At 56.2% G+C, this 13,895-nt stretch carries 12 protein-coding genes; 7 read left to right on the top strand and 5 right to left on the bottom strand.

Features of this window, described 5'->3' with window-relative positions; genetic code table 11:
* Positions 1 to 16 precede the first annotated feature (16 nt).
* Positions 17 to 250, bottom strand: a complete 234-nt coding sequence (locus GS632_RS03325) for a sulfurtransferase TusA family protein (RefSeq protein ID WP_171174194.1) — start codon at positions 248 to 250, stop codon at positions 17 to 19.
* Positions 251 to 356: 106 nt separating this feature from the next.
* On the opposite strand from GS632_RS03325, the gene GS632_RS03320 reads away from it, so the two are divergent.
* The 4 genes from GS632_RS03320 to GS632_RS03305 all read left to right on the top strand — a co-directional run bounded on the left by GS632_RS03320 (position 357) and on the right by GS632_RS03305 (position 4,687).
* Positions 357 to 1,109 (top strand): cytochrome c biogenesis CcdA family protein, encoded by a 753-nt coding sequence (locus tag GS632_RS03320; protein WP_171237528.1) that lies wholly within the window; start codon positions 357 to 359, stop codon positions 1,107 to 1,109.
* A 62-nt stretch (positions 1,110 to 1,171) separates the two neighbouring features.
* Positions 1,172 to 2,386 (top strand): hypothetical protein, encoded by a 1,215-nt coding sequence (locus tag GS632_RS03315; RefSeq protein WP_171237529.1) that lies wholly within the window; start codon positions 1,172 to 1,174, stop codon positions 2,384 to 2,386.
* Positions 2,383 to 3,732 (top strand): cytochrome P450, encoded by a 1,350-nt coding sequence (locus GS632_RS03310; RefSeq protein ID WP_171721393.1) that lies wholly within the window; start codon positions 2,383 to 2,385, stop codon positions 3,730 to 3,732. Before GS632_RS03315 ends, GS632_RS03310 begins: the two co-directional genes overlap by 4 nt.
* Before the next feature lie 73 nt (positions 3,733 to 3,805).
* The gene (locus GS632_RS03305) at positions 3,806 to 4,687 is read left to right on the top strand and encodes a fructose bisphosphate aldolase (RefSeq protein ID WP_171237531.1); all 882 of its coding nucleotides are present in this window, start codon (positions 3,806 to 3,808) and stop codon (positions 4,685 to 4,687) included.
* 127 nt (positions 4,688 to 4,814) lie between these two features.
* Here the strand turns inward: GS632_RS03305 and GS632_RS03300 are convergent, their stop codons facing one another.
* Entirely contained in the window at positions 4,815 to 5,162 is a 348-nt protein-coding gene (locus GS632_RS03300) for a hypothetical protein (RefSeq protein WP_171721394.1), read from the bottom strand.
* A gap of 396 nt (positions 5,163 to 5,558) precedes the next feature.
* Between GS632_RS03300 and GS632_RS03295 the strand changes: the two genes are divergently transcribed.
* The 3 genes from GS632_RS03295 (at position 5,559) to GS632_RS03285 (ending at position 9,663) form a co-directional block, all read left to right on the top strand.
* Complete coding sequence (locus GS632_RS03295; RefSeq protein WP_171089876.1) at positions 5,559 to 6,527, top strand: TAXI family TRAP transporter solute-binding subunit; 969 nt, start codon at positions 5,559 to 5,561, stop codon at positions 6,525 to 6,527.
* Between the two features lie 98 nt (positions 6,528 to 6,625).
* Complete coding sequence (locus GS632_RS03290) at positions 6,626 to 9,235, top strand: TRAP transporter permease (RefSeq protein WP_171237534.1); 2,610 nt, start codon at positions 6,626 to 6,628, stop codon at positions 9,233 to 9,235.
* Complete coding sequence (locus GS632_RS03285) at positions 9,232 to 9,663, top strand: universal stress protein (RefSeq protein WP_171234212.1); 432 nt, start codon at positions 9,232 to 9,234, stop codon at positions 9,661 to 9,663. Before GS632_RS03290 ends, GS632_RS03285 begins: the two co-directional genes overlap by 4 nt.
* A 22-nt stretch (positions 9,664 to 9,685) precedes the next feature.
* On the opposite strand, the gene GS632_RS03280 is transcribed toward GS632_RS03285, so the two are convergent.
* Genes GS632_RS03280 through GS632_RS03270 form a run of 3 tightly spaced genes read right to left on the bottom strand, consistent with a single transcriptional unit; the run spans position 9,686 to position 13,774 of the window.
* Positions 9,686 to 10,726 (bottom strand): lipocalin-like domain-containing protein, encoded by a 1,041-nt coding sequence (locus GS632_RS03280; protein WP_171237535.1) that lies wholly within the window; start codon positions 10,724 to 10,726, stop codon positions 9,686 to 9,688.
* Entirely contained in the window at positions 10,716 to 13,130 is a 2,415-nt protein-coding gene (locus GS632_RS03275) for an FtsX-like permease family protein (protein ID WP_171237536.1), read from the bottom strand. The genes GS632_RS03280 and GS632_RS03275 overlap by 11 nt, the downstream gene beginning before the upstream one ends.
* Positions 13,127 to 13,774, bottom strand: coding sequence for an ABC transporter ATP-binding protein (locus GS632_RS03270; RefSeq protein WP_171174166.1), 648 nt, complete (start codon positions 13,772 to 13,774; stop codon positions 13,127 to 13,129). The genes GS632_RS03275 and GS632_RS03270 overlap by 4 nt, the downstream gene beginning before the upstream one ends.
* Positions 13,775 to 13,895 lie beyond the last annotated feature (121 nt).

Below are 13,895 nucleotides of genomic sequence, written 5' to 3'. Positions count from 1 at the left end.
GTTGGCGCAAGGGTTTTCAGACAGATTTTTGAATCAAGTAAATCTGATGCGCACCATCAAGATCTTGCGACAACAATGTATGCCCAGCCTCGGCGCAGAAATGCGGGACATCGACGATAGCCGCCGGGTCATCGGCCAAAACACGCAGTACGGCCCCTGCAGGCAAGGATTTAAGCCGTTTGCGGGCTTTGAGGACGGGCAGAGGACACAAAAGCCCAAGGGCGTCCAACGTTTCTGTAATCTCGGTCATGTCATTCGGGATAGGACCAAGTTGAAATATTGTCCAGATTCCAACCACGAGGATGTGACTGAATGGCCCCGTGACGGATCGACCTTCATCACTTATGTGCAGAGACATGTTCGGAATTGAAATCATAGACGCGGGATTGATCCCCGCCATGTTCGTCGCCCTTCTGGGCGGCTTGATCAGCTTTCTATCGCCTTGCGTGCTGCCCATTGTGCCGCCCTATCTGGCGTATATGAGCGGCGTCACAATCAACGAGATGCAGGATGAAGCCCGCGCGCGGCGTAAGGCAACCCTGTCGGCGTTGTTTTTTGTGATGGGGCTGTCGACCGTCTTTCTGCTTTTGGGCTTCACCGCGTCGGCCTTTGGGGCGTTTGTTCTGCAAAATCAGGTGCTTTTCGCCAAGCTCTCGGGCGCGGTGGTGATCGTGTTCGGCCTGCATTTTCTGAACGTTTTCCGCATCCCGTTTCTGGACCGCGAGGCGCGGATTGATACCGGTGAATCCGGTGGCTCGGTTTTTGGCGCCTACATTCTGGGTCTGGCGTTTGCTTTTGGCTGGACACCCTGCATTGGGCCTCAGTTAGGTGCAATCCTTTCGCTAGCAGCAAATGAGGCGTCAGTGGCGCGTGGTACAGTGTTGCTGGGCGTCTATGCGGCAGGCTTGGGCATTCCATTCCTTCTGGCGGCCATGTTCCTGAATCGCTCCATGACCGTCATGAACCGCATCAAGCCTTACATGGGCACGATCGAAAAGGTTATGGGCGGCTTGCTGTTGTTCGTGGGTATCATGCTGATCACAGGCCTCTTTACCCGGTTCAGTTGGTGGTTGCTGGAAACCTTCCCGGCTTTGGCAAATTTTGGATGAGCCGCTGACCCCCTTACCTTGACCTCAAGCCTGCGTTAACCTGCACGACAGAAGGTAAGGGCATGAGCAGTCAGACAAATCAGCCTCGGGTGCGCAAACGTCGGGTGTTTTACATACCCGGTTATGATCCCTTTCCGCCCCGACGATATCGCGAGTTGTATCGGTCTGAGTCACAGGCCCAGGCCGAGATTTCCGGCTACGAGATTTCTGTCTCAGCCAAGCAGCGGTCCGAGGTTTTTGGCTGGCATGTCACGTCGCTTCAGGATGGTGAACGGGTGCACACGGATGTTGATGTGCTGGTCTGGTCGGACATCGTGCGGGACAGCATGACGGGATCGATCCTTTCCACCTATCTGCAACTGGCTCGAACCGCTTGGACCTACATCTCAACGGGTACTCTGCGTCGGTTGATGGGGCTGAGGAAAGGGCCGGTGATTGCTGCGCTGTATCCGGTTGGCATGTTGCTTTTGCAATTGCTGGCCGCGCTGCTGGTTGCGTGGGCGATGGCGAAACTGCTTGCCCCAATGGTCGGGCCGTGGGCTTTGGTTCCGGTGGGTGTCCTAGCTTATGCCGTGTTGCGTTGGTTTCGCACAATCGACAACCGGCTGTTTGCCTATTACCTGATGCATGACTACGCGTATTCTGCGCAGTTGAAGGGGGAAACTCCGCCGCAGTTGCAGGCGCGGCTGGACACATTCCAAGACCTGATCAAAGACGCTTTGACTGAAGAGGTAGACGAGGTTTTGGTGATCGGCCACAGCTCTGGCGCGCATCTGGGGGTGTCGGTTCTGGCCGATTTGATCCGCGATTGTGGCGTGTATGACCGAGGCCCGGTTTTGTCGTTTCTGACTTTGGGGCAGGTGGTTCCCATGGTTTCCTTCCTGCCAAACGCACACCGTTTACGCGCGGATTTGCAGTTTCTGTCCCAGCAACCCACTGTGACATGGGTCGATTTTACCGCCCCCGGCGATGGCTGCGCCTTTGCGCTATGCGACCCGGTTGCGGTCAGCGGTGTGGGCGGCCCAGAAAAGAAATGGCCCTTGGTTTTGTCGGCAGCGTTTACTCAGACACTGTCCCCTGAGCGCTGGAAGGCGGACCGCTGGCGGTTCTTCAAGCTGCATTTTCAGTATCTCTGCGCCTTTGACCGTCCGGGTGCATACGATTATTTTCGGATCACCGCGGGCCCCCAAACCTTGGCTGCACGATTTGCCGGGCGCGCGCCTTCACCGTCACGTATTGATCAGCCCGTTTCAAAATACACTACGGTTCACGCATGATCCCGCCAAAACCGACCCCACGCCCAGACAAAGTTTCGCTTTGGCAGTATCTGAGACTGTTTCGGAAAGACCTGCTTTCAGCACAACCCCATCGTCTCTATCGCGCGTGGATGGCGGAATTTCGAACGCCGTTCTTTAGATCTTACATGATCAATCAGCCGGAACTTGTTGATCTGGTGTTGAAAAAAAGATCTGATGATTTCCCGAAATCCAACCGGATCAGCGAAGGATTGCGACCGCTTTTGGGTGAGTCTGTTTTTCTGACAAACGGTGAAGCATGGAAGCGACAACGTCGTATCATTGACCCAGCTTTCGCAGGAGGGCGGTTGAAAGACACGTTTCCGGCGATGCGAGACGCCTCACAAGCCTGCGCGGGTCGGCTGCACTCCTGTGTTGGAGCGGAGATTGAAGTAGAAGAAATCACCAGCCATGTCGCCGCAGATGTCATTTTCAGAACACTGTTCTCGGTACCCATTGAGCATGAAACAGCGGCGAAAGTGTTTCAGAAGTTTCGTGCCTATCAACGGCAGCAACCACTTTTGAACCTTGCGGCCTTTGTGCCTCTGCCGCGTTGGGTTCCCCGTCTGCATTCCAGAGACACACGGCGGAATGCGCATGATATCAGGAAATTGATCCAGAAACTTACAGCGGATCGTGCTGCAGCCATTGCTGATGGGACGGCACCAAACGACCTGGCCACGAAAATCATGACAACTCCCGATCCCGCCACGGGGAAGTGTTTTGAAACCGACGAGATGATTGATCAGGTCGCGATCTTCTTTCTGGCGGGCCATGAAACCAGCGCCTCGGCCCTAGCCTGGGCGCTTTATCTGCTGGCTCTGTACCCCGACTGGCAGGAGAAAGTCGCGGAAGAGGCCCAGGCATTTCAGAATCCGTCTTTTACAGCCATGTCCAGGCTGAACGTCACCCGAGATGTGTTTCGAGAGGCGTTGCGGCTTTATCCACCGGTGCCGATGATGGTGCGCCAGTCGCAATGTCCCGAACGGTTCCGGGACAGGGACGTTCCAAAAGGCTCTCCAATTGTCGTCAGCCTCTGGCACCTGCATCGGCAAGAAAGGCTTTGGGACAATCCCGACGGGTTCGATCCCTCGCGCTGGAAGACAGAGAACGGCAAAACATGTCAACGCAATGCCTACATTCCGTTCTCTGCCGGACCAAGAGTGTGCACTGGGGCGGGGTTTGCGATGGTTGAGGGGCCCTTGATCCTGTCGATGCTGTTGCGCCAATTCAAATTCGAAACAATCCCCGGAAAAACACCGGTTCCGGTGGCGCATCTGACCGTTCGGTCCAAGGACGGGATATGGTTGAGGTTGGTTGAGCGCTAACAAACTACCATCGTCCATCGCCGTGCTGTATGCGAGGAATGAAATCGGAATCATTCTTGAACGGGAAATCATTATGTCCAAAGCAGAACAGCGCGCGCAGATGTCCAACGGAGCAGGCTTTATCGCCGCACTGGATCAAAGCGGTGGATCGACCCCCAAGGCGCTGGCGCTTTATGGGGTGGACGCGTCGGCTTACGCGTCGGAAGAAGAGATGTTCGGCGAAATCCAGAACATGCGCGCGCGGATCATTCTGGCGGACGATTTCACCAAGGACAAAGTGATCGGTGCGATCCTGTTCGAACGTACGCTGGGTGAAGAAATCGACGGCCGCAAGGTTGCAGATTACCTTTGGTCGGTCAAAGGTATCGTTCCGTTCCTGAAAATCGACAAAGGTCTGGAAGAGACTGCCAATGGCGTCCAGATGATGAAACCGATCCCGGGTCTGGCCGAAACGCTGGCCAAGGCAGAGGGTGTGTTTGGCACCAAGGAACGTTCGGTAATTCATGAAGCCAACGCCGAAGGCATCGCTGCCGTTGTGGCACAGCAATTTGACGTGGCCCGCGAGGTTGTTGCGGCAGGGATGGTTCCGATTGTCGAGCCCGAGGTCAATATCAACTCGGAAACCAAGGCCGAGGCGGAAGAGATGCTGAAGGCTGAAATCCTGAAAAACCTGGATCAGTTGACCGAGGGACAGGACGTCATGTTGAAACTGACGATCCCGAGCACGGCAAACCTTTATGATGAAGTGGCTGATCACCCGCGTGTCGTGCGCGTCGTTGCTTTGTCAGGTGGGTATTCGACCGAACAAGCGTGTGATCTGCTGGGTCAGAACGGCAAGATGATCGCGTCGTTTTCGCGTGCGCTGACAGAAGGTCTGTCGAAACAGCAATCTGATGCCGAGTTCAATACAGCTTTGGGTAGCAACATAGATAAAATCTTTAAGGCATCGGCCTAACTTTCAGAAATAAATGATAAAAGCGGCGCAGTTGCGCCGCTTTTTCCGTTTCAACCGTGCGTCTGAATTCCACCAGTTGAAATCAACACAGTGTAAGAGAAGTATAGACTTCGGCCTTGTGCGTGCTTCAGGACGCGGGGCAGGTGCCGCGATCAAATTTCTGGGCCGCACCTTTGACCATCATGTCGTATTTCAAACTGTCGTAGTTCACCACAAATGTGACGACCTGTCCGTCCTGCATCAACAGAAATGTCATCGATTCTCCGACAGGGTAAATTGCAGCCTCGCCTTCAAGATCACCTGTGGAAATGAAACCTTTGTCCGAACCACCTGACCTTTTCATTGTAACGTTGCTGCCATCTACATCCGAGACACATTCCATCGAAAAATCATCGTCGTGTAGTGTGCTCTTGGCCAAAGCCGGAGTGGCCGCCATCGCTGTTATTGCGAGCACGCAGAGGTATTTCTTTGCCATTTCGAGTTCCAAATTTGGGGGTTTTCTGTTCGCTCGGTCCGGCAAAATGGGCAATCATTATGACCGAACCTGGCGTGCAGGTGCCTGTTATTTGCGCCAGGAATGAGGCGTATGTTTGAACTTAAAGTGTTGCCAGGAAAACAGGATGGTTTCTGGCAGGCCGAAGGGGAAACTTTGGAAATTAAGCTCATATATGCGGATTGGCGGGATCAATCTTGGCGCTGGCCTTGACAATCGGTGTCTCTGAATGAAACCTCTTAAGGGTTGGGAGACAATGGAAAATTCAAAGAGTTGTACCTGTTGCGGGACGGGCCGGTTTGTATTATCGGCACGCTTCCCTGAGCAGGACGACTTATTTGGGTTCCAACTGCCAGATAAAAAAGTGGGAGTTAACACATGAAAAACAGCAGCAAACTGAGCCTCGGCGCGTTTGTGACCGCAGCCATGATGGCGCCGGCCGCATATGCGGAAGAGTTCATCACAATCGGCACCGGTGGCGTAACCGGCGTGTATTACCCGACAGGGGGCGCAATCTGCCGTCTGGTGAACAAGGGCCGCAAGGAACATGGCGTGCGCTGCTCGGTCGAATCGACCGGTGGTTCGGTCTACAACATCAACACCATCCGCGAAGGCGAGCTGGAGTTTGGTGTGGCGCAGTCCGACTGGCAGTACCATGCCTATAACGGCACCTCGAAGTTTGAAGAGGCTGGCCCGTTCGAAAACCTGCGTGCGGTATTCTCGGTTCACCCCGAGCCGTTCACCGTTGTGGCCCGCGCAGATTCCGGCATCACCAATTTCGAAGATCTGAAAGGTAAGCGCGTCAACATCGGCAACCCCGGTTCCGGTCAGCGGGGCACAATGGAGGTTCTGCTGGGTGAAATGGGCTGGACCACGGGCGATTTCGAACTGGCGACCGAACTGAAGGCGGCTGAACAGTCGGCCGCACTGTGCGACAACCAGATCGATGCGATGGTTTACACCGTCGGTCACCCTTCGGGTTCGATTCAAGAAGCCACCACCGCGTGTGACTCGGTTCTGGTGAATGTCAGCGGGGAAGCTGTGGACAAACTGGTCAACGACAACTCGTTCTACCGCACCGCAACCATTCCCGGTGGCATGTACCGTGGATCTGACGGCGACACGTCGACCTTTGGTGTGGGCGCAACCTTTGTGACTTCGGCGGACGTGTCGGAAGACGCTGTGTACGCGGTTGTCAGCTCGGTCTTCGAGAACTTCGATGACTTCAAAAAGCTGCACCCTGCATTTGCCAACCTCAAGCCTGAAGAGATGATCGCGGACGGCCTGTCGGCACCGCTGCATCCGGGTGCCGAGAAGTACTACAAAGAAAAAGGCTGGATTCAGTAAGCCAGACCTGACGCAGGGTGCCCTCGGGCGCCCTGCACGCAACCCGTGTTAAACGGGGTTCCAAAAGGCCGAAAAAGGCCGTGACGGGGAGACATTGCATGAGTTCCGACACACAATCCAATCGTCCGCTATCCGAAGAAGAGCTTCAGGATCTGGTCGCATCTTCCGACGCCGGTGGGCGTAATCCAGTCGGGAATGTAGGGATATTTCTGGCCATCGTGGCGGCGATCTGGTCGATTTTTCAGGTTGTTCTGGCCTCACCAATCTCGAACTATGTTCTTCCCGGAAGCGTTGTGAACAACTCGCGTCAGTTCCATCTGGCCTTTGCGATGTTCCTGGCCTTTGCGGCTTACCCGGCGTTAAAATCAAGCCCGCGCGGTTATATCCCGATCCAGGACTGGATTATGGGTCTTTTGGGCGCGTTCGTCGCACTTTACGGCTATTTCTTCTACGACAAGATCGTCAATGCGGGTGGGCTGGCCGATGATACGGACAAGTGGGTCGCTTTGGGCGGTTTGCTGTTGCTTTTTGAGGCCGCGCGTCGTGCGCTTGGCCCAGCCATGGCGATCATCGCGACGATCTTTCTGGCCTATGTTTTCTTTGGTTCATCCGAATACGTTCCCGAGGTGATCCGCTGGAAGGGCGCGAGCCTTAAAAAGGCCATGAGCCATATGTGGATCACGTCCGAAGGCGTGTTTGGCATCGCACTTGGCGTTTCCACGAAATTCGTCTTTTTGTTCGTATTGTTCGGGGCCTTGTTGGATAAGGCCGGGGCAGGGAACTATTTCATCAAGATGGCCTTCGGGGCGCTTGGCCATCTGCGTGGCGGTCCTGCGAAGGCGGCTGTTGTGGGCTCGGCTGCTACTGGTCTGATCTCGGGTTCATCAATTGCCAATGTTGTAACCACCGGCACATTCACCATTCCGTTGATGAAACGCGTGGGTTTTTCCAGCGAACAAGCTGGCTCGGTCGAGGTCGCGTCTTCGGTGAATGGCCAGATCATGCCACCGGTTATGGGCGCTGCGGCCTTCCTGATGGTGGAATATGTGGGCATCTCGTATGTCGAGGTCATTACCCACGCCTTCCTGCCTGCTGCGATTTCCTACATCGCTCTGGTCTATATCGTCCATCTTGAAGCGGTTAAGCGGAACATGCCAACTCTGGGCGATCGGGATGTGCATCTGGCGCGGACCGTAGTCGGTATGTTGTCTTTCTTCTTGGTGTTTGCCGGTCTGTGCTATAGCTCGCAATTCCCGGTGGATGCGGTGACAAGTTGGGCACCTTCCGCGGCGGGATTGATCCTCAGCCTGATCGTTTGCGCGATCTATGTTGTGCTGCTTTATCTGGCCGCTCAGGTGCCGGATCTTGAGCCCGACGATCCAAACGCCAAAGAAGTCACACTGCCGGTCATTGCTGACATCTACAAGGCAGGTCTGCACTATCTGTTGCCGATTATCGTGCTGGTCTACTTCCTGATGATCGAACAGAAATCTCCCGGTTTGTCGGCCTTTTGGGCAACCGCGTTACTGTTCGTGATCCTGCTGACGCAAAAACCGCTCAAGGCGATCTTCCGCGGCGAAAGCGATGTGTACAATCGCTTTATCGACGGTGTGGCTGACCTGTGGCAGGGCCTGATCGACGGGGCGCGGAACATGATCGGGATCGCTTTGGCCACCGCCACGGCGGGTGTGATCGTGGGTACGGTGACGCTGACCGGTGTAGGACAGGTTATGGCCGATCTGGTCGAGTTCCTTTCGGGCGGCAATCTGATCCTGATGCTGATCATGGTCGGTATCCTCAGCCTGATCCTGGGCATGGGCCTGCCGACCACGGCGAACTATATCGTCGTCAGTTCGCTGATGGCGGGCGTTGTGGTCGAACTGGGTGCGCAAAGCGGGCTGATCGTTCCTCTGATCGCCGTCCACCTGTTTGTCTTTTACTTCGGCATCATGGCGGACGTGACGCCGCCTGTGGGTCTGGCCAGCTTCGCGGCCGCTGCTGTCTCGGGCGGGGACGCGATCAAAACCGGCTTCACGGCGTTCTTCTACAGCTTGCGCACCGTGGCCTTGCCGTTTGTGTTCATCTTCAACACGGACCTGTTGTTGATCGATGTGACATGGGTCGAAGGCATAATCGTCGCCATATTCGCGACCATAGCCATTCTGGTCTTTACCGCCGGTACAATGGGTTACTTCCTGACGCACAGCCGGATCTATGAAAGCATCGCGCTGATCTTTGTGGCCTTTGCCTTGTTCAGGCCGGACTTTTTCATGGACCGCATTTCACCTCCGTTCCAGACGGTTGAGCCTGCTGCGTTCGAAGAAACAATCGGTCAGGTTCCACCCGGTACAGAGATGCGGCTTGTGGTGTCCGGGCCTGACTTCGATACGCTTGAAATGGTGGATACAACCGTTGTCGTCACTGTGGGCGAAGAAGAAGGTGGTGCTGCACGGGTCGAGGCGATGGGCCTGCTGCTGTTCCCCGAGGACGGTCTGGTTAAGTTGGAAGAACCGCTGTTTGGCACACCTGTTGCGGACGATTTGGGCAACTTCGACTATTATGGGGATGAGGCCGTGCGTTTGACCTCGGTCAGCCTGCCATCCAGCCAGCCACCTAAGCAGCTGATCTATATTCCCGCGATGGTTCTTCTGGGCCTTATCGCGCTGTTGCAACGCGGCCGCGCCGCAAGACAAGAGGTGCTTGCATGACACGTTCGGTTCTATGTGCCATTGACATCAGCAATGGCGAGATTGATGTGCCGGTCCTCCAAAAGGCGGCCGCGCTTGCGGATTTGGAAGGCGCGCAGTTGGATGTTGTGACAGTGTTACCGGATTTCGGTGAGAGCTGGGTGTCGGGTTTCTTTGAGCCCGACTTCCACGACAAGGCACTGGAAGAGGCGCAGACCACTCTGACCGCCCTGTGTATCAAGGCTCTTGGGGCAGAGCAGAATGAGCATATTCGCCACGTCGTCGCGACAGGAACGGCCTATCAGGAGATCCTGAAAACTGCTGAAAGCGCTGGATCAGATCTGATTGTGATCGGCGCGCATAAACCGGATTTCAAGGATTACCTTCTTGGCCCCAATGCCTCGCGCGTGGTGCGACATTCGACGGTTTCGGTTTACGTCGTGCGCTGAGCCGATTGCGTAGCTTGACGTTTCAATACCCTGTCATCTCAAGGTATCCGATACCTTCATGACTGCCGGTTACGATGACAGGGCCTTCCCAATACTCAAAGCGGGTTCCCATCCATGCGTTGGGGGTCAGGGCTGAGACCTCGATTTCGACACCTCGATCCGGCAATACAACGCGCCACTGTGTTGGAACCTCGCGCCCTGCGACCTGATCGGTTCGCAGTGGGATCAATTGGACGGTGCCGTTGGGGATAGCTTCGGTACTGCCATCGGCATTGATCCATGTGGCCGAGGTGAAATCCCCACGCCCCCCACGCAACCGAAAAGCCATCATCTTGTCGCCCCCCTCGAAGCTGAGCGAAAACCAATCCCATCCACTTTGATCTGCGGCAAGCGGCTGCGAAGACCACTCGCGGTCCAGCCACCCCTGTCCGGTGACGCGTACATCACCGCCCGCCAGTCTAAGGACACCTTCAACCGCGTAAAAGGGCTGCGAATAATAATAGCTGGCTTGACCATCGGCTGACTTCACGGAATAGCCAGCATCACCGTGAAACACTAATGGCCCTTGAGCAGTCAGTGACAGGTCATAGCCAAAATCCTCTCCGTTGGCCGTGAGAGTCAGGGTGTCGAAATCTGGACCGGCCATACGCCATTCGTCGATCCACGCCTCAAAGGGTTGAGAAATTACGCCTGCCTGACCGATTCCACCGCGCGAAAGGCGCTCGGCAAAGAAATGACCGTCGGGCGTTGTGGTGGCTGCGTGACCCATCCAGATTTGTGGACTTTGCCAGTCATCTGTTTCAAACGGTTTCAGTGCTGACCGGAACAGGGTCCACTGAATTCCATAATCGCGCCCGTCCTCACCTTTGAGGTTGGCCGTCAGATACCACCATTCAATCCGATAAGAGGGGTGAGGTCCGTGATCCTTCGGGAAATCAAACGCATACCCCGCTTTGGGCACGTCAAAGCCCTCGGCGGACCCACCCAATCCGGCATACCCCTGGGCCCAGAGCGGTAGCGGGAAAAAGGTCATCAAGCAAAGTAGAAGGGTTTTAACGTTCATTCGCGAACACTCTCAGCAAATCAGCAGGGGGTAGGCGCAGCATTCGTAACGCGGGCAGGGCGGCAGCGATAAGCGCAGCCAGCAAGGTCAGCACGAACAGCCACAGCCAGTCCCAAGGGAACAAGAACATCGGCAGACGCCAGCCAAACGCTTGTACATTGATCACCGCCAGTAGAACCCAGGCCAGAACCAGCCCCAGCGGCAGGGCCAGACAGGCGGTCAGTGCGGCCAGCAGCACGCTGCGCAATAGCTCCAGCCGCGCCAATTGCGCCCGATTCAGCCCCAAAGCCCAAACCGGGGCGATTTGCGGCAGTCGTTGGGTCCATAGGGTCAATAGGCTGGTCAGAATGGCAAAGCCAGCTACGCCAAGGGTCAGAACGTTAAGCGCCGAGGTCACAACAAAGGTCTTCTCGAAAATCGCACGCGATTGCGCCTTCATCGCGGCTTGCTGCACGACCATGCGCGGTGACAGGGCAAACTGTTCTCGTACGTTTCGAGCCATCGCAGTCGCGCCCTCTGGGGGCATTCTGACGCCAAACCGCCGCATCTCGGCCCCTGGTGCGATTTGGTCCAGCTGCGCCATTGACACGATCGCCTGCCCGGTTGGGTTGCCGTAGTCGGAATAGACGCCAGCAATCGGCAGATAGTGTTTAGAGGACAGTTTCAGTTCATCACCAGGCCAAAGAGACGCGCGTCGCGCCAGTTGTTCGTTGATAAGCACTGCGTTTCCGGCCATCACGTCATCCCAAACGGAGTAGGTTGAGGCAATCAACGGCCAGTGCTGCCGGTACACGGGATCATCGACCACGCCGTATAAGAAAAGAGGACCCGTTTCATGGAACAGTTCCACGTTTCGGATCGGCAGGATGGCATCGACTTGTGGGCGTAACCAAGTGGTGATCTCGCGCGCTTGGTCTTCATCTCGCGCGGTCACGTAGAGCTCGGCCGTCAGTCGTTGGTCCAGCCAGCCTACAAATGTTAACCGGAAGCTGGAAACCATTGTGCTCACGCCGATATTTGCCGCCAGCGCCAGCAAAAGCGCCATCAAGGCCAATGACAGACCAGGCAATTGCGCCCGCATATCGGACCAGACCCATTGCGAAACAGGTTCGCGCGCCGTGCGAGCCAACGCAGACAGCGCCATGGCCAACAGCGCGGGCAGCAACAGCGCGGCACCAGTCAGCAGCCCGGCCAGCAGCACGAACCCTGCGACCAGCCCTCCGACACTGATGTAAGCCAACGCCCCGCTGGCGATCAGGACCAGACCAATTGCTCCGACGATGTTGCGTGCGCGAGAATTGCTCTGCCACGCTTGGACGCCCGGTCCTTCGAGCAAAGGCATGTTGGACAAGCGCCATAGCGCATGGCCGCTGGCCAGCAACGTCCCAAATACGGCCATAGCGAGCCCGGCCAAAACCCATTTAGGTTGGAGCGTAAGCTGTCCTGTTACAGGCGCACCATAAAGCCCGCGTAGGGTGGCCGCGACGTCTGGCAGCAGCGCTCCGGCCAGAAAGAAACCCAACAGCAACCCAAGGCTGCCGCCAATCAGGGCCAGCACGGTCAGTTCCGTCAGGATCAGCCAAACCAAACGCCGCATCGAAACGCCCAACGCACGCAAAGTGCGGATCATCCCGCGCCGCTGGGCAAAGGCCAGACCAACGGTGCCGTTCACAATGAATAATCCAACGGCAAAAGACAGCAAGCCAAAGGCCGACAGGTTCAGGTGGAAACTGTCGGTCAGCCGTGCGGTGTCAACTTGTGTTGTAGGGCTGATCCGCTCTAGCTCGGGTGCGATCTGGTTCAAAGGCAAACGATCACGAGGTTGGTTCGGCAACACGACCAGCCTCGAGATTGCGCCCGGTTGGTTCAGAAGTCGCTCGGCCACACCTATATCCGTCAGGATAACGTCCGGGGGCAGGGCCGATGTGATTAGAACAGGCGGAAGGTTAGTTTGCCCTCTCAGCAAAGGCTGTAATTCCGGGGATGCAAGTAGGCGACCTGGAGCGGTAAGCATGTCGGCGGGCTCGGTCGCTTCTGCGCTTTGTTCCGCTTCGATCACGGCGGGTAAGGCCGGATAGGCTACCATGTCCACGCCCATCAGGCGCAAGGTTCGCCCACCTACGCGGTAGGGGCCTTCAAGTACGGCGGCAACCTGCCAACCCGCACGACGCAGTTCGACATAGCGGGACATCGGAATAGGCCCCGAGGGGTCACGCAGTTCGTCAAATTGCCCAACAGCCAGTTGCGCATTGGCACGGGCATAGCTTGCGCGCGCCTCAGCATTGATGGCTTGGACGGCTGACCACAAACCGGTGGCCAAAGCGATGCCGATTAGCAAAGTCGCCAATTGCAAGCGATGTACCCGCCAATGGGACAGCAACGCCTGAACAGTGGCCCATGTCATTGGATACGCCCGCCACTCAGCTTGACCTGGCGATCCAACCGACCGGCAATTTTCTGTGAGTGCGTCACCAACAGAAGCGCGGCGCCGGTATCTGCCACTAGCGACAACATCAAGTCCAACACAGTTTCGCTGGCGGTTTCGTCCAGATTACCCGTTGGTTCATCTGCTAGCAACAAATTGGGACGCGCGGCCATGGCCCGCCCGATGGCGACCCGTTGTTGTTGACCGCCCGACAGGTTTTCGGGGAAGCGGCCCAGCAAATCGGACAGGCCTAACCGTTCGGCGAGATGACTGTTCCAAGTGGTATCTTCTACACCGGCAAGACGGGCGTGAAACGACAGGTTTTGCGCAACGTTCAGAGACGGGATCAAATTGAACTGCTGAAACACCAGCGACACTTGATTCCGGCGCAAACGCGCCCTGCCAGCATCATCTAGCGTGGAAAATCGTGTGTCGCCCAGCGTGATCTCACCACCGTCAAAGCTGTCTAAAGCTGCGGCAAGGTTCAAAAGGGTACTTTTCCCGCTTCCGCTTTCACCGGTCAGGGCCAGCGTTTGACCTTGATCCAGATCCAGTGAAACATCGCGTAGCACCGGTCGTCCGCCGGGATAGGTTTTCTGGACACGATCGATGGTCAACAACATGATCTGCTTTCTTTTCTTCCAAGAATTTGCTGCGGAAATCCAAACTGTCCAGTGCAGACTATCACCCGGTTCCATTCGCCGCAGGTGAACTTGGTATTGGCCGGGGTTGTGCCTTGTAACT

The organism is Ruegeria sp. HKCCD7296 (genome assembly GCF_013110775.1).
Lineage (GTDB): Bacteria > Pseudomonadota > Alphaproteobacteria > Rhodobacterales > Rhodobacteraceae > Ruegeria.
Note: the sequence above shows the minus strand (reverse complement) of the source record. Positions and strands in the feature narration are given on the sequence as shown.